Source organism: Pedobacter heparinus DSM 2366 (assembly GCF_000023825.1).
In the GTDB taxonomy this organism is placed as follows: domain Bacteria; phylum Bacteroidota; class Bacteroidia; order Sphingobacteriales; family Sphingobacteriaceae; genus Pedobacter; species Pedobacter heparinus.
Map to the genome: position 1 here is coordinate 2,765,447 of NC_013061.1, position 20,616 is coordinate 2,786,062.

Here is a 20,616-nt window from a genome sequence, read left to right on the forward strand (position 1 = left end):
GCTTATGAAATTCACATTACGCAAGAAATAATTTACAGCACTATTTTACAGAAAAACACTAAATTGACCATAAATTGCCAATTGATGGAACAGAGTGATGTAAGAATATCCCGCAAAAAGCCTATTTTCCCGGTATCGCCCGCTTTACAAAAATACCTTAAAACCTATCAGCGGGAATCGAAACTTCCAATTACTTATAACGATCTGTTGATGTTTACTGAGTCTTATCCTATCATGGACAAGTACGGCAAAGATTCACTGTGGGAAGGCCCGATTTATGCCGCCGATAAGATCGAAGAACTCCATAATGGCTTAAAAATCATTTATGCCAACTTAAAGGCCTCTGGTAACCTGCGCATTGTACAACATAAATATATAGACAAAATTGAATATTGTACCTTCGGAAATACGCATCCTTTCAGAATAAGGATTGTAAATAGGTTAAATGACGTTTACGATTACTTCTATATCAAAAAAGCCGATGCCTCAAGAATTTATGGCCTGGAGATGGAAGAGATTTTATCTCCGAATCAGGTCAATTACCTGGTAGACAGAGAAACACTGGTTGAAGAGCACATTGCCGGAATTCCAGGTGATGTTTTTGCTAAAAATTATTTACATAACCCAGAATACAACCCAACCCGGATAGCTAAAGAATTTGTCAAATTTAACGAGCGCTGCCTGGTCATGCTGCTTGGCGACATGAGGGCTTATAATTTTGTGATGCAGATTACACCCGATTTTGATGATATCCAGTTCAGGATCAGGGCTATCGATTTTGATCAGCAATTTTATGAGGGAAATATAAAAGTATACCTTCCGCAGTTTTTTAAGGAAAACTTTCCTTACGTAAAAATGGGGATGGAACAATTAACCGATAAAACTTACCTTCAATATCAGCAGGAAGAAAAATCATCCATATTACACCGGGTGCGAAGTGAACGTCACCGCTTAACAGATTTGCGCGATGTTTCGAATACAGAAATCCTCACCACTGCAGAAAATATAGAAATGTTAAAATCAGGAATAGCTGAATATTTTTCAGACCGGCAATATCTTGAATGTAAAACCATGACAGATATCATTGAGCTGAACATAAAAAACATCATCAGACAGGTCAAATTATAATTATTCCTGCTAAATCATTGATGCAGATAAGCCCATAAAAAAGCGGAGACAGGTCTGAATAGACTTTGCCCCCGCAAATTAACGCTCTCGCTGTAAAATTAAAAAAAAATACTGATAATCAAAGATTTCTCATAGCAATACTTTTTAACAGTGTATCATAACAGAATATATTCTGCTAAAAAATAAAATTACCTGATCTTTATATCATTTTTTTTATGTGCATATATCAAAAAAAATAGAAACCTATGTATAATTTTTACCACAATATCCTTACTTTGCACTAAAAAAAAGTTATGTCTTTAAAAGCAACTGTTGATAAAATTTTAAAAGAAAAGAACAGATCACTAAGCTGGCTTGCGCATGGCATTGGTAAAACATTTGATGGTTTGAGACTGGGACTAATCAATGAATCCATAAAATATAAGGACATTATCATGATGGCAAATTTGTTAGAGGTCTCTCCCGCTTTCTTCTTTCACACCGATGCCGGCAATGAACATCTGGTAGCAGAACCCAAACCGGAGTATGGAGATTTGAAAGCAAACCTGAAAACATGTAAAGATCTGATCACCACATTAAAAGACCAGGTGAAAGATAAAGAAAGAATCATCAGTATGCTTGAGGAAGGTAGATAATCATTTAGTCATATTTGCGTAATACCTTAAATATGAGTACTTTTAGAAAATACATTTAGATACATTTGTGAGCTTTTTGTATAATTGAACTAAAAAAAAGAAATAATTCAATTGAATTAACAGCTGAAAACAACAGCATAACTATGAAGAGAAGGATTTTACGAGGAAAGGGATTGGTTATTATATTGTTTGCACTTGCCCTGATGAGTTGGAAACCTGAGGACGAAGTTGCTTCGCCAGGTATAAACGAGCTGTATGACACAGCCGGGCTTGCAGAAAGCGGACTTTCCCTTTCTGTATTTGAAAAAGCAGTTACAGGGTTCTACAATTTAAAAAACACCGGCAGATTATCTGCAACAAAATCAATTTTAAGTATTGCTGATTTTGACCTGAACAGCACAAAGAAGCGTTTATGGATCATAGATCTGGAGAAAAAAGAACTGATTCTAAATACATGGGTAGCCCATGGAGAACGTAGCGGCACAGACAAAGCCCTCTACTTTTCAAATAACAATGAGTCTCTGAAAAGCAGCATAGGTTTTTTCATTACAGGAGAAAGTTATTATGGAAAACACGGGCTTTCCCTAAAACTGGATGGCGTGGATCAGGGGTTTAATACAAATGCCCGTAAAAGAGCCATTGTTGTTCATGGAGCAGATTATGTAAGCCAGGAAACCATCAATGCTTTAGGAAGGCTGGGGCGCAGTCAGGGATGCCCTGCAGTACCACAAGAACTCTCGGCCACTATTGTTCATGCAATTGAAGACAAAACTGTTCTGTTCATTCACACAAGTGATCAAAACTATACATCAATATATCTGGATGAAGATCCAGGTACAGTACTGGCCAGTAAATAAACTTTATTTTTCAACCCTGATCACACTGGTTTTGGCCCCTAGCCCCCCCTTCATATCAGCCCCTTCCATGATCAGCGAATAACTGCCAGGGTTATCGGCAGTGTAAAATGTTACTGTTGCCGTTCCATTTTTATCCGTTACAATATATGGCTCCCAATAAATGGTTGAACGAATATCTGTCATATCAACAAGTCCAGCAGTTTTGTATTTAGGCATATAGAATTTTTTTGGAAGTGAAAAAGCCATTGGCTTGTATAAATAAGTGCCTGTGCTTTTCTTTAAAAACGGCCCCGCCCCCCCGCGCGTGGTTACTTCAATAAAGGCATGCTCAAATGGATTGGCCATGGGGTTATCAATGAACCTGCTGCTATAGCGCGTCTGGTATTTGCCGCTCATCATAACCTCTATCCCTTTAATTTCTTCGGCATCGTAATAATCAAAATATTGCTTAAAATATTCATAGGGATCAATACCTTCCGGTTTGGCAAAGTCTACATCCACACCATCTATAATAAGATGGGCCAGCATGCCTTTAATGACATAAAAACGCATCCCTGTTTTATTGGTTCTGTTGCCAAATCCAACTACTCTTTTTTCCAGTAAATCTCCCAGTGTCATTTTGCCTGATTTTTCCAGCTCCTGCTGACTGACGATCACATCAGCCCCGCCTGGCCCGTTCAGATTTTTAGAATCTTTAATTGTTTTTTTTGCAGTGATGGCTACCTCTTTCAATATATTCCGGCCGGTAATCCGATCTACTTCTTTATTTAACAGGAATTGCTTTTTTACGGCCAAAAACCTTCCGGTATCCATATTTACATACCAGGGTATCATCCGCTGGCCAATACTGCTAAAAACAGGAGGTATAAATTCCTCTACCTCTATTCCAACATTAAAACTTTTGCCTCTTTTGTTTCTGGCCTGAATAAAAAATACCGCGGTATCAGAAGGAAAAATACCCTTGAATCTGAAAAGCCCCGATTCATTGGTTACAGTATCCATCACTAACATTGGTCTTTTTGAGAAGAGATTAATGCCCGAATTGGCTACCGGTTTGTTAAATAGATTTGTCACCTTACCTTTTATTTCAAATTCTGGTTCAGCAGCATAAACATAAGTCTTTACCGGATCAAACATTTCATTCCAGCTATAGCCAACCCAGCCTTGTGTCAACAGTAGCAGATCCAGATCCTGCCACTTTTTAAGATCTGCAGCAGCATGTAAATAATATCCCGGATCTTCTACAAGCCCCTTCAAATCAGCAGTCAGCAACATCCTGGTAACGATAGAACCCCTTGCAATACTATCAGTTTTAACCTGGTTATCATCAGTAACTGTCATAGAAAAATTTCCCTGAACAGGCATTCCATTGGCATCTGTTACCTTGACGCGTATGGAAACACTATCTCTTTGCTTATAAAATGATTTATCTGGGCTCAACTCAATTTTCAGCGCATCAGTATGATCAATATACATTACCCGCTCGTTAAGCACCTTTTTATCGGTTCCAGCCAATGTTATACGTACTATCCCGGTTGGAAATGCCTTTTTACTAATCCTTATCCGGGAGCCGTTCTTATTTAAATTGATCAGGGCGGCAAAACATACCGTTCCCCTCGCCTGGCCAATTAAGATATAGCTGTTCCCGGCCAAGGCTATATCAGGTGTAGCATTAATCAGCACTTCACAGGAATCCCGCTCCAATCTATTGTTAATACTTAAAATTGTACCACTGGCTTTTACTGCAGGTAATGGATAAGATCTTGATGTTCCCTCTATTTTTGCGGTATATTGCTCGCCTGCCAGGGCACTCAGATAAAATACCCCCATGCCTTTATGTGCAGCATTAAAAGCAGCTACTTCCAATCCATGGCTATCGTAAACCTTACCCGATACATTCACTCCTAAACCATCCTCATTTATAGCCTTAAAAGCTACACGTGAAGCTAAATCAGCTATCAGGTCGCCACCCTCAGGCATAAACTGCAGGTCGATATGTTCTGGCCGGTTAATGGTAACAGGTATAATGAACTGATTATTTTCTCCGTTTTTACTTAGGTCCTGAACACGTAAGGACATCCCTTTTGCATTTAATTTTCCCGGTATATCAAGGTTTACTTTCAGCATCCCGTCAATATCCGTTTGCATTTTTGCTTTGGCCCGTGATCTTTTTCCATCAGTTGCCATAATCTGGACATCTTTTAATGCTACACGCACATTATCCAGTCTGCTAAACTTTAAATCAAGTACTTCATTGTCTTTACCTGCAACTTTATTTAGCTGGGCATTATAGTTTACCAGCCATTCTGTACCGGCGCTACTGCCAATATAAAATTGCTGCTTAAAAATATAATCTTCGCCAAAATTGCGCATCCAATTGGTATATGCTCTAATTACATAATTTCCCTGGGGGAGCTCTTCGGGATCAAGTGCTATCTGGCCAAATGAAATTCCAGCAAATACGGGCAGCATTATCCGTTTCATCAGCCTGTTGCTGTCGTTAGCAATTTCAACATACATCAGCCCACTTTTAGGAGCTGCGTAATAGGTATCATCAAATAAATATACTTTAAACCATAATGTATCTCCGGAAGCATATGCCGATTTATCTGTCTGCAGATATAGTTTTTCAACTGAGCGCCTTTCATTGAATTTTTGAATAGTAGAGATTACACTCTTGATACCGGGTTTCGACGAGACCTGGGCTAAGACACTCCACGTAAGAAATAAAAAAAATACATTAATTATTAAATACTTCATAAACGTCTTTAAGCTTATGTACTATTCGATAAAACTGTTAAGAAGTTGAACCATTAACCTGGTTCAACTTCCTTACTTAGATATAAGCTGGTATTTTTTTCAAATTTGAATACCTGCTTTTGGTTCATTCTCAGTATGATAATGGCATAAAATTCGGCACTTTCTTCAATTTCGAGTACTTTTCCAAGATTTATGATTTTATCACCTTGTTCAAGATCTGAAATTGACTTTATTTCTATCGGTTCGGTATGGGATTTTAAATTTGACATTGAGATCGCTATTAAAATATAGTTGTGGATATAAAAATACACTTCAAAGATATCAAAAATCCTATAAGGATAGCTAATTATTATCAAATCCCCTGACGATCAGTTTGTACAGCCATACAATAATTAACCATATTTTCAGTTATAGTATATAATGCAATACTTCAGTTAAAATATCATTTTATATTACTTAAAAGTATTTTTTAAACAAATAATTAATATCTTTATATATTAATTAACAGAAAAAATACACTAAAACGTTATATTTTTACATCAATTGATGATATATCAATTGTAAAAATCAAATATATTTGCCTATTAAGATGCCAGATATAAATTATTCGGAGCAAATGCCTCAACTACAAAAAAATAACGCTCAAAAAGAAAAAGGCAGTCACCAAATCAGCCGTTATTCTTTATCGGGGCAATTACTGGAAACCTACGCCAATGCAAAAGTTGCAGCAGCAGCAATGGGTACACACCAGGTATTTCTTTCCAGTGCAGCCAGAAAAAGCAGCAAACTGTTAACAGCCTGTGGCTATTTATGGAGACGGGGAAATGCGCCCGAAATAGATATGAAATCCCTTTTACAGGAAAGATGGTACCGTTCCTCTCCCCTTGCTAAAAACCAGCAGACAGTTGGACAGTATGATTTACAGGGTAACCTGATCCGTACCTTTGCCAATACCATAGAAGCTGCAAAAGCTGTAGGTGTTCATAAAAATGGCATCCGTGACGTAATTAAAGGCCGCGGACTAACCTATGGAGGCTTTATATGGAGTAATACACTTAAAAAGAAAGTACCCGTAGATCCAAAAATCACATCCAGAAGAGAGCGGGTTTCACAATACGATCTGGATGGCAGATGGCTGGGCTCTCACAAAAATTGCTATACAGCATCCAAAGCCACAAATATAGACAATGCACAGATTCACAATGTATTGAATAATCTTTACCTCACAGCAGGAGGCTTTTTATGGCGTAAGGGCGAACAGCTTCGGATAAACATCAATGAACTCCGTAAAGACCCACATTATCCAGGTTCCTTACTGGAAGAACACATGAAGAAAAAAAGAAAAAACAAACAGTAAATACCCCACATCAGACAGTGGTTTTCGTTCATTCAGGCAAGACATCTATCACCAGATTAAAAATGAACAAAATAAATAAGAAGCAGTATAGCAGCATATTTATATCGGCACAATTACCTTAAAATGCAAACATTTACTGATTTTGAGCAGGTCAAGGTCAGGTCTGTTCCTGTAATGACAATTACAATTGACTGCTAATGTTATGGTTATAAGTTATAAATTATATACTTTTGAAAATGAAACTGAAAAAATGATTTAAATTATTCATATTAAAACAGGAACATTTTGAAATTATACGCTCATCAATTAGTTGCAGAGGCACTCAGCCTATTACATGACAACAATACAGATTGCTTTCCTGTATATGATCAGGAAGTACCCATAGGTAAAATTACCTATGCTGAACTGATGTTCTTTGTTGGCCATCATGAGATCAAACTTCAATTTGATCTAAGAACTACTTTGTCTGCTATCAAAGGGATGCAAATAGCGCAACATCAAATGGCACAAAAAAAAGCCAGAATCTCGAAATGGGTTGCCAGGCTAGGCACAGCTGTAGTTTTGATGTTTGTACTGTTTGGTTTTACCTGGTTGTTTTCTGACCCGGTTGATTTCAGGTCTGGCAACCATAATGATAAATCGGGTACGGATGCTAAAAACATTATCTTAGCTTTATCAAACGGCATGCATCTGCCGCTTGATCCCTATAAAGAAGGAATTGTTGTTGATCACTCAAAGTTGAGCTATAATGACGGGACTGTTGTTTTCTCGCGCAATGACAACAGAACTACTAACCTGAGTATCAGCACTGCCAGAAAAGGCATTTACCAGATAACTCTTCCCGACGGAACCCGGGTTTGGCTCAATGCTTCCAGCAAACTTAGCTTTCCTTCAACTTTTACCGGAAGTGCCAAACGCATTGTCCGTTTAAGTGGTGAAGCATATTTTGAAGTTGCAAAGGTTTGGACAAAACCAAATCACAGAATACCATTCATTGTGTTAAGTGATAATCAGGAAATAGAGGTTCTGGGCACGCATTTTAATGTACGTGCTTATCCAAAAACAAGTATAAAAACAACTTTGGTGGAAGGCACTGTCCGCATTACACCTTTAACTGATAACCAGCCAGTTAGTGCCGATCCTGCTATGACAGACCCCATGATGGCATCTGTTAACAACCAGTCCAAAAGATTGCTGCAGTCCCAGGCAGTGGTCCTGAAACCTGACCAGCAAGCCACTTTAACGGCTCAGCAATTAACTGTCAGCGCTATTGATGCAGAAGGTACCATTGCCTGGACAAAAAAGGATTTTACTTTCAGAAATATGCCATTGGAAGCCATTATGAATGTAGTTGCCAGTTGGTATGATGTAGACATCATCTATCAGCAAAAACCCAACATTGTGCTTTTGGGTGGTTCACTACAACGTTCTGATCAATTGGATGAGCTGCTTGCTGCACTTACATTGGCTTCAAATATGCACTTTAAGGTACATGGCAGACAGGTTACAGTAATAAAACAATAAGCCCTTAGTCTAAATCGACCTGCTATAATGTCTATTTCACAACCTGAATTTCAAATTTACAGGTATTACCTTTACATAAAAAAAGGAGAAATTTATTATGGCAGATATATTGCACAGAATCGGAATTAAATCGTCGTCAATAGACGAAGTTTACCAGGCATTAACCACCCGGAAAGGTCTTGCCGGCTGGTGGACAAACAATACACACGGAGAAGGGAACCAAACAGGTAACGTAATTGAATTCCGCTTTGGAGCAGGAGGTTTCGATATAAAAGTTATCGGTCTTACCCCATCAACTAACGTATTGTGGGAAGTAGTAGAAGGGCCTGAAGAATGGATAGGTACCACGATCAGCTGGGACCTTAAGCAGGATGGCGATTATATTATCCTACTTTTCAAACACATCGGATGGAAAGAACCCGTAGAGTTTATGCATCACTGCAGCACTAAATGGGCTATCTTTCTAATGAGCCTGAAATCGCTTATTGAAACGGGAAAAGGAACCCCTGATCCTAATGATGTCAAAATAGACAACTGGAACTAAAAGCAGAACGGAGATTTTATTTTACCCTGATAAATGAGTTTTGAGCATCTCCCACCCATTTATACTTATAGATGGTGCTTTCCTGCATTCCGTCTTTGTACTTTTTATTGTGTGAAACATAAAACAGTCCATCACCTATAGGGCACAAGCCGGTAGCACCCCACTTAAAATGCCAGCCTCTGATACCAGTATTTTCATCTTTCGGCCCTGCCTGAAGTAAAGAAAGGGTTTTGACTTTGATATGCTGACCACCTGATGAAATCTGCGCTTTAACAGGCATTTTGTGTGCATCAATCACAAACAGATCGTAATTAGGAAACTGGGCTTTAGTGCCACGGTATACCGCAGCAAAAAAGTTTCCTGTAAAAGTATCGTAAGCTAAATTTTGAATGCCGTAATTGGTGCTACCGGTTTTTATAAAGTATTTTTCCGAAGGCCTTGCCGGTCCGGAATGATGCAATTTGTCCTGTAATAATGGCTGCGCTAATTTATTCCAGTTGGCAATATCATACTTTAATAAAACCTGATGATCATTATCATCTCTGTCAGTATCACCATAAACACCGTAAGCAACATATAAATATTTTTTATCAGAGTTGGGGCTGCCTATGGCCGGTGCAAAAGCAACACCATCAATTCCCGAACAAGCGAACCGATGTGGCTTTGTACCATTGCCGGTCTTTACTTCAGCTTCATAATCCTTTACCGCCTCCTTTATATAAATGGTACGCAGCAAATCTTCTTTTTCTGCATCCATATTGGGACGTACAATACGGGAACCATCAAATATGGCAATGTAAAAACCATTTTCATTGTTGTTTTGTACCCCTAATGATTTTCTGATTCCTTTACCAATTGCATCATTTTTATATTCCAGCGAACCATATATCTTCCCGTCTTCAGTATTAAAATCCAAATCACCAAGATGTCCTACAAAACCAGTTACACTTCCTATCAATTTACCTGAAAGATCCATCTTAATCAACCGGTCTGTAAAAGAAAAATAAATACATCTATTCGCCTGATCTAAAGCAACACCCTGGACATGTAATTTACCCTGTTTTCCAGAGTAAACCGAATCTGGCAGACTTTCCAGCATATTTACATTTTGAGATTGGACACTCAGCGTTAGTAATATAAAAAAGACAGGCAGTAAAAATATTTTTTTTATCTTCATGTAATTAAAATTTAAGCATTGAGGTTTCAGTTTTACAGGAAGTAAATGTAATAATATTTGGTAAACCGACCACCTATTTACTTTAATTATTAATCAATATATTTCATTTTGTTACAAAAAGAACTAAAATCCTTTCTTTTTCTTATTTTATAAGACGCATCTAAATTTAACACTGTATAAACCCGTACTTAAACATGTTAGAAAACTTTCCTTTTTATCTGAGTTTAGTTGTTGCCATTGTATTGCTGATTATGCTGGCAAACAAAATTAAAGTTGCGTATCCGGTACTCCTTGTAATAGCAGGGCTACTCATTAGCTTTATTCCTGAAGTACCTAAAATGCACATAGACCCGGAGCTTATTTTCTTTATCTTCTTGCCCCCTTTGTTATATGAAGCATCCTGGGCGGTATCCTGGAAAGAATTATGGCGCTGGCGTCGCATCATTACCAGTTTTGCCTTTGTAGTTGTGTTTCTTACTGCCATGTCAGTAGCGTTTGTTGCCAATCATTTTATTCCTGGCTTTTCATTGGTACTGGGCTTTTTATTGGGCGGTATCGTTTCGCCACCCGATGCGGTAAGTGCCGGTGCCATATTAAAGTTTGTAAAAGTCCCCAAAAGAATGTCATCTATATTAGAAGGTGAAAGTTTACTGAATGATGCCTCCTCACTTATTATTTTCCGTTTCGCATTGATAGCAGTGGCAACTGGTCAGTTTATCTGGTATGAAGCAGCCCTAAACTTTACCTGGATGCTGATTGGCGGGATTGGCATTGGTTTAATAATTGGTTTGGTTTTCATGAAAGTTCATAAATATTTGCCGACAGATGCCAATATGGATATTGTATTAACTATTGTAACTCCCTATATTATGTATCTTGCTGCCGAGGAAATACACAGTTCGGGTGTACTTGCCGTGGTAAGTGGCGGATTATTCTTATCGAACAAGAGGCATCATTTTCTGAGCAGCACCTCAAGATTGCGTGGTGTAAATGTCTGGGAAAGCCTTTGTTTTGTATTGAATGGACTGGTGTTTATGCTTATCGGCTTAGACCTGCCCGAAATTACGGCAGGACTGGAAGGTGTAAGCATTTCATCGGCCATTGGTTACGGGGTGCTGATTACAGTTGTACTGATTATAGGGAGAATATTGTCTGCTTATGGAGCGGTAATCGTTACCCTTATTGCACGTAACTTTATTACTGTTGCCGACACCAGAAGCCCAGGCTTTAAAGTTCCTTTTGTACTTGGCTGGACTGGTATGCGCGGTGTGGTATCCCTAGCGGCTGCATTATCTATTCCGGTGCAGCTGTCAGATGGCACTGCCTTTCCTCAAAGGAACCTTATCCTTTTTATAACATTTGTTGTGATACTTCTGACCTTATTGATTCAAGGCTTAACGTTACCCTATCTGATCAGAAAGATACAAATTCCCGATCCTGACAGGAGCATATCTGAAGAGGAAGCGCACTATGCCATCAGAAAGCAACTGGCCGAACATGCCCTATCACATTTAAAAAACAACTATAGTGAACAATTAAGTCGTCAGCCCGTATTGCAGCAACTGGCCCTTAAATGGGAAAACAATAAAACGATAACGGATAATGATCTGATGGCGGAAGAGTGTAAACAGATTTATCTTGACATTCTGGCCCAACAAAGGCAATGGCTGATTCAGAAAAATAAGGATGAAAAGACATTGGACGAAGAAATTATCCGTAAGCATTTGAAATATCTGGATATGGAAGAGGAAAAACTAAATACATTCTAGCTTGATGCTATAAAGTGCTAATGCTATCCAGGCTCTTGATAAAATCGATTATTTCGGTTTTCTCTTCTTCGTTCAGGTGCAGCGGTGTCTCATCCAGTGTCTGGTTGGCAATTTCAATGCCCGCACCCCTACCACCACCCTTATCATAAAAATCGATCACTTCTTCAAGTGTCCGAAATACACCATTGTGCATATATGGTGCAGTACGGGTGGTATTGCGAACCGTGGTAATTTTAAAGGCATGGCGATTAAAATCTCCGGATTGAATGCGGTAGAGGCCCAAATCCGGATCGATATATTTACGATCTATTTTTTGGGGCACCCCAATCACTTCCGCTTCCATTTGCATATAACGTGGTGGCAGCGTACCGTTAAACAGCGGCAGAAAATGGCAGGTTCCACAGCGGGCTTTGCCCATAAACAGGTTAAAACCAGCCAACGCTGTCTCTTTCATGGCACGCTCATCGCCCTGCATATAAGCGTCAAAACGACTGTTCAGTGCAGTCAGGCTACGCACGTATCCCGCCAGGGCATTCATTACCTCAAAGGTATCAATCGCCATACGCCCCTGTCGGGGATAAGCACTACTGAACAGCTTTCGGTAGTTCGTATCGGCCCAGAGCTTACCAATTGCTACCTGCATGTCACCATGCATTTCGTCTGGGTTATTTAACACATCCCTGGCCTGGTCTTCCAGCGAAGGAACCCGCAGGTCATAAAATTGTGCAGGTTGTAAAGCCGCATTGATCAGTGTCGGGGTATTGCGCATAATCATCCTTTTGCCGGTAATATCAAGGTTTTTGATCAGGCCATCCGTAAAATCAAGGTTAGGCTGATGGCAGGAAGCACAGCTGCGCTTGCCACTGCCAGAAAGTACCGGATCGAAGAATAGCTTTTTGCCTAAAACAGTCTTTTCTGCGGTAACAGAATCCCCCGGTTCGGCAGTATAAGCATTACGGTTAAAGGCATCTGCTTCAAATAGTGTTGCGGCATCCTGATTAAGCAAGCGGTTGTAGCGAACATCCGGCAATTTTAATTGATCCTTTAATAACTTGAGCGACCTGGTGAGCGGGTTGGCGTAACGGATGATAAAGGCGGCTCGATCAAAGCGGTCAAATGTTTCGGGATGCTGAAGATAACCGATAGCCGGATCAAATTCAGGCACAGCCTTATAGTGAGCAATAACACCCTTCAGACTTTGCAGTGCTGCCGCCGATTCGGCAAAACACCTTTTGGATAGCGGGTCATCAAAGTCATTAAGTCCAAGTATCTCTATTCGAAAAACCTCCTGCTTTACCGCATCATGGATCTGCCAGTCCTGCAGGTCTGCTCTCCTAAAAAACTCACGGAACTCCGTTGCATTGATTGCCAAACGCCCCAGTAAGCCACTAAATTCTTGTTGTTTATCAGATACAAATCCCGGAAAAAGATACTGTTCAATAAGTTGTAATCCATCGGGCTGTATTACCAGTCCATTCAGTTCGGTTTCTGGTACCGGCGGGCCGTTCACTTGCCGGGCCGTTAGCGGATCAAAGTATTCCGTGGCCCATTCTAGCTGTTTATAGGCAAGCCTTACCTCGCGGAAACGCTGCTGTAACAATTGGCTTTGTGCAACATCCATTTTTACTGACCGCAACAAGTTGACAGCAAGCAATAAACTGTCTGCCTGACGAATTAATTGTTGTTTAACCTGTACTGCTGGCCCGTCCGGTTGCCGAAGGGATAGTAGCGTTACAACTACAGTTGCTGAAAAACCAAGGATAACAATTTTAGAAATTGAACGCATGGCTCAACGGATCTGCATTTTTATCACGTTCATTCAGTGGTTTCAGTCCCCACCTTTTTTCAATAAAAGCCAGAATACTTACAGTTTCATAAACCGTATGGTCCACATAACCCTTTTTTGCAAAAGGCGATAAGATCAGGGCGGGTATGCGTGTACCAGGTCCCCATTTGTCGATTAGCGGTGGAGCAACATGATCCCAAAAACCACCGTTCTCGTCATAAGTCAGAATAACTACCGCATCCTTACCGTTAGGGCCGTTCAGTACCGCATTAATCAGTTCTACAGCATGGCTTTCCCCGCCCGTTACAGTAGATTCGCCCGGATGCTCGTTTTCCAGGCCAATAGGCTTAACGAAGGAAACCGCCGGCAAAGTACCTTTTTTGGCGGCTTCTAAAAACTCAGTCTCATCCTTCAGGTGTTTCTTTCTACCCACCGTCCCTTCAGCATAACGTGTAAAATAAGCAAAGGGCTGATGATGATATGTAAAAGAAGGAGCAGGTTTTCCTGCCATAATATTGTTCCAGCCACCTGAGTACCAGGCCCAGGAAATACCCTTGTCTGATAACCGGTCACCTATATTGGGTCCGGTCTGTGCAGGTACCAGAAAAGCCGGGTTTCCGTTTTTCGGATATAGATTAATCGAATTGACCGTGTTCACCGCATAACCATCAGGCGTTACTGTACCATCTTTAATCAGTTTACCCTCTGCATCTACCTGTGCTACAATACTGGCAGGCGCATTAGGAAATGTAGGTGATGCAGCAGCAACCAGCCACTGATGATTTAGAAAAGATCCTCCAAAAACACTATGGAAGAAATGATCGCAAACTGTATATTTTCTGGCAAGATCGTACAATGGTAAATCCCTGGTACGATAATACCCCATAGCAAAACCTTTGGTAAAGTTATAAAGTGCATACTTATTCATTTTGCCGCCATTAATCTGTAATTGCTCCTGATAAAAACGATGTGTCACATCGGGAGTAACCTGGTCAGCAGCCACATATTGGTCAATATTGAAATAGGTATTGGGCAGGTTCGTCGGAAAAGCACTACTGCGCGGGATCGGTGGCAAGGTATGATAAGGTTGCCCTTCAGCATTAAGCTGTGTAATATTTTCTTGACTGGCCTGTTCCAGACCTTCTGCACCGGGAAACTGTCCATACAAGTTATCAAAGCTGTGGTTCTCCATATAGATCACCACAACATGCTGCACTTTATTTAATTGCGCAAATGCCGGCGCAGCAGTCATACCCAAAGCGGCTAATAAAATGTATGTTCTTTTTAGAGCTATTCTCATAAACTATATACTTTCATACTCAAACATACTAATATTTTACAAAAACTGTTATCCTGTTCACCACATCGCAACTGGCCCTTATCTGTTAAGGACAAGTATTACCGGCCACAAAGCCTTCTCAATGTAATACCGTAGTAGAAATTAAAGTATGGACCTGGTTAACAATAGCAGCAGCATTGATACCGGCCAGTTCCAGCAGCTCCTCCATTTTCCCCGACGCTGAAATTTCATTCACCGCCAGTTTTTTCACCTGGATGGGTTTGCCGGTCATTGCCAGCGCAGCAGTTGCAAAGTCCCCCATACCACCATGGACAAAATGGTCCTCAACAGTAATTAAAATTGCATTTTTGGTCTCACGGACACATTTAATCAAAGTATCCTGATCAATAGGATTAATGCAATAGCAATCCAGTACCCGCACAAGAATTCCTTCTTCCTTTAACTGATCTGCGGCTTTAAGCGCTTCAAAAACAGTAATACCGGTAGCGGCAATAGTAAGCTGATCATCTTCAGAATGCCTTAACAGTTTTGATCCGCCAATTTTAAAGGTTTCAGCATTATCATACAATACCGGCGTTTTGGAACGCAGTGTCCGCATGTAAAAAAAACCTGTATGACCGGTCATCTGGACAGTCAATTTTACTGTCGAAACTGCATCTGCCGGTTGAAAAATAACCGTGTCGGGTAAAGCTCCAAATAAAGCTATATCCTCAAGTGCCATTTGCGAAGGGCCATCCGCACCAATAGACACCCCCACATGAGAACCTACAAATTTTATATTGGCCTCCGATACCCTGGCCATGCGAATCTGGTCAGCAGCCCTGGTCAAAAAGGCACCGAAAGTAGCCACAACGGGTATTTTGCCAAGCCGAGACAAGCCTGCTGCAACCGAAACCATGTTTTGCTCGGCTATGAAGCATTCTACAAAACGTTCTGGAAAAGCCCGTAAAAAATCTTCAGAAAAGGTAGAATTTTTTACATCTGCATCCAGAACATAAATGTCTTTATTCTGGTGTCCCGATTCGGTTATCGCCTCACCAAAAACTTCTCTTGTAGCATATTCATTCCCTTTTTCAAAGGAAAGTCCGTGTTTCGGAGCTACTACTTCCTGTTTTGGTAAGCTTATTGAATCCGGATGCCTCAAATCTAGTTTTAGCTGATCATCTGGTTCACCCAGTTCCTTCAAGGCGCTTTGCAGTTCTTCCTCCGTCAGTGCTTTCCCATGCCATCCTTCTTTATCTTCCAGAAAAGAAACACCTTTCCCTTTTATGGTATGGGCAACAATCGCCAGGGGCTTACCACCCTGATGGTAAAATGCTTGTTCAAAGGCAATTTGGACTTCTTTAAGGTCATGCCCATTGATCACCATCGTTTCAAAACCAAATGCCCGAAAACGCTGCTCATATTTATCAGTGTCCCATCCAAACATGGTCTCCCCACTCTGCGCCAATCTATTGATATCAGCAATAGCAACAAGGTTATCCAGCTGGTGATAAGCAGCAAAGTTAGCAGCCTCCCAAACCTGTCCTTCTGCCAGTTCACCATCTCCTAAAAGGACATAATTCTTGCAGGGAAGCGATTCCCTTTTAGCCAGCAGAGCAAGTCCTGCAGCAACGGAAAGCCCCTGACCTAACGATCCGGTAGCAGCTTCAGCATAAACGAACTTTGGTGTAGGATGCCCTTCAAAGCGGCTATTAAACTTCCTCAGTGTAAGCAGTTCTTCCAAGGGGTACGCACCTGCCATCCCAAATAGGGTATATAGCAATGGTGCGGCATGCCCCTTAGAGAATACCAACCGGTCATTATACAAATTAAGGGGGTTGTTGAGGTCGTATCTGAAATACCGGTCAAAAAGTACCGCCATCATGTCAGCGGCAGACAAACAGGATGTGGGATGTCCCGATCCGGCTGCTGTGGTAGATTTCAAGCACCATTTACGGATAAGATTGGCTTTCTTTTGCAAATTTTCATAATTCTCCATCATACATTACTTTAAATTTTACAGAAATGTTTCTAATTTCTGCTTTCATTTTTTTAACATGTTAATTCAGGAGCTTAACCAGATAGGTTAGAAACAATCCGGATACAGAATGGTTCAAGAAAATTAAATTTATCCGGCGCTTACAATTCTCACTTAAAACATCGCAATTTTGTGAAAACCTGAACTAATCAACCTTATCCGAAAATATACGGGTAAACTGAAAAAAAAGTATACAAATAATAGTTCCGATTGTGTATGCTACAATATCGCTCCAAAGAAACCCGCGTCCAAGTATTAATGCGCCTAAAGTAGTATTTCTAATATCATTTATCCATACTGCATTATAAAGCTGGCTTAATTCAATAAGAAAACATATTAATAAACTAATCAACGCAATAATCCAGAAATTCACTCTGATGAAGAGCAATTTCACGCAGAGGAACATCATTGCGGCATACAATACATCCCCAATAATCAACGGTATAAATGATGCTTTCCTGGAAAGGATTCCCAATACAATTACAAAAACGATTAACAATACATACCTAAACCTTAATCTGATATTTCTGTTTAGTGATGTCATAACTCAATACGTATTTATTCGTTTATTTATTTAAGTAAACTTATAAAAATCAGCCTCATGAACCTAATGTTTCTAAACTCAAGAAAATTCTTTCTAACTTGAGGCTCTTATGGATGTAAAGAAACATTCATCATTATAGCCTGGATAAGTAGGGAAAAACTGTATAATGGAGCCGCTGCAGGGAGGCTAAAATGTCGCAAACAGACCTACAAAAGTCGCTTTATCCCCCCTATATAATCACTTTTTACCATGATATTTGTTATGGTTATATAAATACATAATACTATGGCAAAAAATAAATTATTACGAATGGATAATATCGGGATCGTAGTAGAATCTCTTGATGACGCGATCTCCTTTTTCACAGAAATAGGCCTGAAGCTCGAAGGACGGGCCACGATTGAAGGTGAATGGGCTGGTCGCGTTACTGGATTAGGTAATCAGCACGTCGAAGTTGCGATGATGGTTACTCCCGACGGCCACAGTCGGCTTGAGCTTTCACGGTTTCTAAGCCCCCCTACTATCGAAGATCACAGGGCAGCACCGGTAAATGCCCTCGGTTATCTACGCGCAATGTTCACTATCGAGGATATTGACGAGCTGGTATCCAGGCTCCTCAAGCATGGTGCCCAGCTCGTTGGCGAAGTAGTTCAGTACGAAAACTCGTATCGGCTATGCTACATTCGGGCAAAGGATGGTCTGCTAATCGGTTTGGCAGAAGAGCTCGGTAAAAAATAAATATTGAATAAACCACACAATGACAGGGTTGACTTTCAGTCAACCCTGTCATTGTTATTTTATATATTTTCCGGATTATAAGTACCGTGATCACGGTCACTTTTATAATTCATAGCATCATCTTCAGGTCCGTTTTCCTGCTCGCCAACCTGATCTTCAAGCTTATCCCCCTTTTTTGTCTCCGCGTCTTCGCGCATCTCCGAAATACTTTTAGTTGCATCTATATTATGCTCACGTTTATCATCCCTTGTTTTTAAAGGCGGAGTGTTTTCATTGTTTTGCTGAGTTTCCATGGTGATATCATTAGTTCATAGATAAAACAACATTAAAATCATAAGGTTTGCTTTTTTGTTCAGCAGATAACCAAAAAAATAAGTCGATGTGAGATAAGATAATATCCTCAGTATACAAATTGATAGGAATACTAATTAGGCTTTTCAGATATTGATAGCGCTATTGTATCGTTTCATTGTAAAACTTCAGCCTTTTCATAGAAGCAAGTTACTAATTTCAGAAAATCCAAACCTTTTTTTATCAGGTATGTTAAAATGTTCAAAAGAAGTTATGGAAACCCATTCTTATTGGCTCTTTATTCTCTCAATCGTGGTCGCCTGCATCAGCTGGACAGTCACTAAAGAAGAAATATTTAAAGAACCCCGTGAATATTGCGTCGCAAAATCAAAATCATGCAATACCCTGTGGAAGAGAAAATTCTTTTACGTATTCACTTGTGAATACTGCTTCAGTCATTACGTGACGCTATTGCTGCTCATTATAACTGATTATAAGCTACTTTACCAAAACTGGATTGGCTATATCATTGCAGGCTTTACCATAGTATGGATAGCAAATGTATACATGAGCTTATACAATATCATCCGCGTAGATTTAAAAAAGGTAAAAATCATAGCCGAAGAAGAAGCTGAAAACCTTAAAATGAAAAAAGATAAGTTTTACTAAAAGCCATTCTTTATCAAAAAATCATATACACACTGATCATACTCACCGCAACTTCAGGATGCGCTCAAATAACACCAGCTACTTAGAGGAATTGTCTAAGATATAGTTCAGTTCAGTTACACCGCATGTAAATTGCTTGGTAGTCAGCAATTTTAATTTGATTTTGTCTTTGATTTCCGCAAACAATGGAATGCCTTGTCCAAGAATAACTGGATTAACGAATAGCCAGTAGCCATCGATTAAGTTTAGCCGAATAAGTGAATGCGTTGCCCCGGGGCTACCAAAAAGCAAAATGTCTTCACCCTCTCTTTGTTTTATTTCATTTATTTTGTCAGAGATGTTACCGGTTATAATTTCTACGTTCTTTAAACCGGTACCTTTCATTGTTGTTGATAAAACAACTTTGTGTACTTTTTTATACCACTTTGAATGCTCAATGTCGTGTTTGCTCGCCGTAGGGCTATCTGCTGCAGTAGGCCAGTAATTTTCCATCATCTGATAGGTTACCTTTCCGTATAATGCGGTATCTCCCTCACTTATCCGTTTGCCAACATGATCAAAAATTTCTTCATCAACTGTAATCCAGTCCATTTCTCCGTTTGGTCCTGCCACAAAGCCGTCAAGCGATATGTGCATAAATGAAATTATCTTTTTCATGATTCTGTTTTTTGGTGAATAGTTATTTTAAGATAGTTTTCGAGTCTGTTTAAAGTCTGTTTGCCTCCTTCTATAGCATTTACCTTTCTGTTTAACTCATCAATAATTGCTTTTGATTTAAATACCGACTTCATGGTCAATAAGGTTTTTCCTTCAACTTCTTCAAACGAAACTGAAACCATAAAGTTATAATCTTCGCTTTTTTCACCAGAATGTTTATAGGACAGTAAGTAAGGCTTATTTACTTCTACATATTCTATTTTATTATCCCAATCCCTTCCCATGCCGTGCATAATAAAATCCCAGATCTGGCCTGGTTCTACCGTCATTGATCTGGTAGTTAGCGAAAAACCGTTTGGCCCCCACCATTCCCTGATATGTGCAGGGTTAGTCCATACTTCCCATACTAAATCTCTTGGTGCATCCAGGATTCTTGTATGTATCAGAACATTATCTTCTTGTTTGAATGTATTGTACTTTTCCATCTTTCTGTTTCTATTTTTTTTGAATTTTTGCCAGATAGCTTTCCAATGAATCAAATTGATTGTCCCAATATTTCCGGTACTGGTCTACCCAATCTGTCACTTCCTTTAGTTTTTCTAGTTTTGCCTCACAATATCGTTCCCTACCTTGTTGCCTGATGGTAATGAGACCACAATCGTTTAGAAGTTGTACATGCAATGAAACTGCTTGCCTCGTTATGGCAAACTCCTTGGCAATAGCATTCACATTGAGTGATTTCTGCGCAAGCATGCCTATAATTTGTCTTCGGGTTGGATCTGCTATTGCCTGAAAGATATCTCTTGTATGTGTCATAATGCGCAAGTATTACCTTGCAAATATATACGCAAGGTTTTACT

At 39.8% G+C, this 20,616-nt stretch carries 20 protein-coding genes; 9 read left to right on the plus strand and 11 right to left on the minus strand.

Annotated elements, in window-relative coordinates; all coding sequences use genetic code 11:
- The first annotated feature begins 84 nt into the window (after positions 1–84).
- The 3 genes from PHEP_RS11745 to PHEP_RS11755 all read left to right on the plus strand — a co-directional run bounded on the left by PHEP_RS11745 (position 85) and on the right by PHEP_RS11755 (position 2,620).
- Positions 85–1,128 (plus strand): hypothetical protein, encoded by a 1,044-nt coding sequence (locus PHEP_RS11745; protein WP_015808185.1) that lies wholly within the window; start codon positions 85–87, stop codon positions 1,126–1,128.
- 293 nt (positions 1,129–1,421) lie between these two features.
- Positions 1,422–1,763 (plus strand): hypothetical protein, encoded by a 342-nt coding sequence (locus PHEP_RS11750; RefSeq protein ID WP_015808186.1) that lies wholly within the window; start codon positions 1,422–1,424, stop codon positions 1,761–1,763.
- Positions 1,764–1,906: 143 nt separating this feature from the next.
- Positions 1,907–2,620 carry a murein L,D-transpeptidase catalytic domain family protein gene (locus PHEP_RS11755; RefSeq protein ID WP_015808187.1) on the plus strand — a complete coding sequence of 238 codons (714 nt, stop codon included), beginning with the start codon at positions 1,907–1,909 and terminating at the stop codon, positions 2,618–2,620.
- 3 nt (positions 2,621–2,623) lie between these two features.
- Here the strand turns inward: PHEP_RS11755 and PHEP_RS11760 are convergent, their stop codons facing one another.
- Both PHEP_RS11760 and PHEP_RS11765 read right to left on the minus strand, forming a co-directional pair.
- The gene (locus tag PHEP_RS11760) at positions 2,624–5,380 is read right to left on the minus strand and encodes a TonB-dependent receptor plug domain-containing protein (RefSeq protein WP_015808188.1); all 2,757 of its coding nucleotides are present in this window, start codon (positions 5,378–5,380) and stop codon (positions 2,624–2,626) included.
- A 53-nt stretch (positions 5,381–5,433) separates the two neighbouring features.
- Positions 5,434–5,649 (minus strand): hypothetical protein, encoded by a 216-nt coding sequence (locus PHEP_RS11765; RefSeq protein ID WP_015808189.1) that lies wholly within the window; start codon positions 5,647–5,649, stop codon positions 5,434–5,436.
- Positions 5,650–5,996: 347 nt separating this feature from the next.
- On the opposite strand from PHEP_RS11765, the gene PHEP_RS11770 reads away from it, so the two are divergent.
- The 3 genes from PHEP_RS11770 (at position 5,997) to PHEP_RS11780 (ending at position 8,805) form a co-directional block, all read left to right on the plus strand.
- Positions 5,997–6,737, plus strand: coding sequence for an NUMOD1 domain-containing DNA-binding protein (locus PHEP_RS11770; RefSeq protein ID WP_162141654.1), 741 nt, complete (start codon positions 5,997–5,999; stop codon positions 6,735–6,737).
- A 285-nt stretch (positions 6,738–7,022) separates the two neighbouring features.
- On the plus strand, positions 7,023–8,261 hold the full coding sequence (locus PHEP_RS11775) for a FecR family protein (protein ID WP_015808191.1): 1,239 nt from the start codon (positions 7,023–7,025) through the stop codon (positions 8,259–8,261).
- Positions 8,262–8,358: 97 nt separating this feature from the next.
- Positions 8,359–8,805, plus strand: coding sequence for an SRPBCC family protein (locus tag PHEP_RS11780; protein ID WP_015808192.1), 447 nt, complete (start codon positions 8,359–8,361; stop codon positions 8,803–8,805).
- Between the two features lie 16 nt (positions 8,806–8,821).
- On the opposite strand, the gene PHEP_RS11785 is transcribed toward PHEP_RS11780, so the two are convergent.
- Complete coding sequence (locus tag PHEP_RS11785; RefSeq protein WP_015808193.1) at positions 8,822–9,982, minus strand: hypothetical protein; 1,161 nt, start codon at positions 9,980–9,982, stop codon at positions 8,822–8,824.
- Positions 9,983–10,176: 194 nt separating this feature from the next.
- Here PHEP_RS11785 and PHEP_RS11790 point away from each other — a divergent pair, with 194 nt between their 5' ends.
- Entirely contained in the window at positions 10,177–11,751 is a 1,575-nt protein-coding gene (locus tag PHEP_RS11790) for a Na+/H+ antiporter (RefSeq protein WP_015808194.1), read from the plus strand.
- 7 nt (positions 11,752–11,758) lie between these two features.
- On the opposite strand, the gene PHEP_RS11795 is transcribed toward PHEP_RS11790, so the two are convergent.
- From PHEP_RS11795 to PHEP_RS11810, 4 genes are all read right to left on the minus strand, one after another.
- Complete coding sequence (locus tag PHEP_RS11795; protein ID WP_015808195.1) at positions 11,759–13,537, minus strand: cytochrome-c peroxidase; 1,779 nt, start codon at positions 13,535–13,537, stop codon at positions 11,759–11,761.
- A complete protein-coding gene (locus tag PHEP_RS11800) occupies positions 13,521–14,837 on the minus strand; it encodes an alkaline phosphatase family protein (RefSeq protein ID WP_015808196.1) in 1,317 nt (438 codons plus the stop codon). Before PHEP_RS11800 ends, PHEP_RS11795 begins: the two co-directional genes overlap by 17 nt.
- A gap of 118 nt (positions 14,838–14,955) precedes the next feature.
- Complete coding sequence (locus PHEP_RS11805) at positions 14,956–16,821, minus strand: transketolase (protein WP_015808197.1); 1,866 nt, start codon at positions 16,819–16,821, stop codon at positions 14,956–14,958.
- 181 nt (positions 16,822–17,002) lie between these two features.
- Positions 17,003–17,401, minus strand: coding sequence for a ribosomal maturation YjgA family protein (locus PHEP_RS11810; protein WP_015808198.1), 399 nt, complete (start codon positions 17,399–17,401; stop codon positions 17,003–17,005).
- Between the two features lie 285 nt (positions 17,402–17,686).
- On the opposite strand from PHEP_RS11810, the gene PHEP_RS11815 reads away from it, so the two are divergent.
- Positions 17,687–18,139 (plus strand): VOC family protein, encoded by a 453-nt coding sequence (locus PHEP_RS11815; protein ID WP_015808199.1) that lies wholly within the window; start codon positions 17,687–17,689, stop codon positions 18,137–18,139.
- A gap of 59 nt (positions 18,140–18,198) precedes the next feature.
- Here PHEP_RS11815 and PHEP_RS11820 read toward each other — a convergent pair whose 3' ends face one another.
- Positions 18,199–18,432, minus strand: a complete 234-nt coding sequence (locus tag PHEP_RS11820) for a hypothetical protein (RefSeq protein ID WP_015808200.1) — start codon at positions 18,430–18,432, stop codon at positions 18,199–18,201.
- Positions 18,433–18,703: 271 nt separating this feature from the next.
- Between PHEP_RS11820 and PHEP_RS11825 the strand changes: the two genes are divergently transcribed.
- The gene (locus tag PHEP_RS11825; protein ID WP_036674535.1) at positions 18,704–19,099 is read left to right on the plus strand and encodes a hypothetical protein; all 396 of its coding nucleotides are present in this window, start codon (positions 18,704–18,706) and stop codon (positions 19,097–19,099) included.
- Positions 19,100–19,177: 78 nt separating this feature from the next.
- Here the strand turns inward: PHEP_RS11825 and PHEP_RS11830 are convergent, their stop codons facing one another.
- From PHEP_RS11830 to PHEP_RS11840, 3 genes are read right to left on the minus strand one after another with little or no spacing between them, the layout of a single operon-like run.
- On the minus strand, positions 19,178–19,756 hold the full coding sequence (locus PHEP_RS11830; protein ID WP_015808202.1) for a dihydrofolate reductase family protein: 579 nt from the start codon (positions 19,754–19,756) through the stop codon (positions 19,178–19,180).
- Positions 19,753–20,241 carry an SRPBCC domain-containing protein gene (locus PHEP_RS11835; protein ID WP_015808203.1) on the minus strand — a complete coding sequence of 163 codons (489 nt, stop codon included), beginning with the start codon at positions 20,239–20,241 and terminating at the stop codon, positions 19,753–19,755. Before PHEP_RS11835 ends, PHEP_RS11830 begins: the two co-directional genes overlap by 4 nt.
- Before the next feature lie 10 nt (positions 20,242–20,251).
- Complete coding sequence (locus PHEP_RS11840) at positions 20,252–20,572, minus strand: ArsR/SmtB family transcription factor (RefSeq protein ID WP_015808204.1); 321 nt, start codon at positions 20,570–20,572, stop codon at positions 20,252–20,254.
- Between the last annotated feature and the right edge of the window lie 44 nt (positions 20,573–20,616).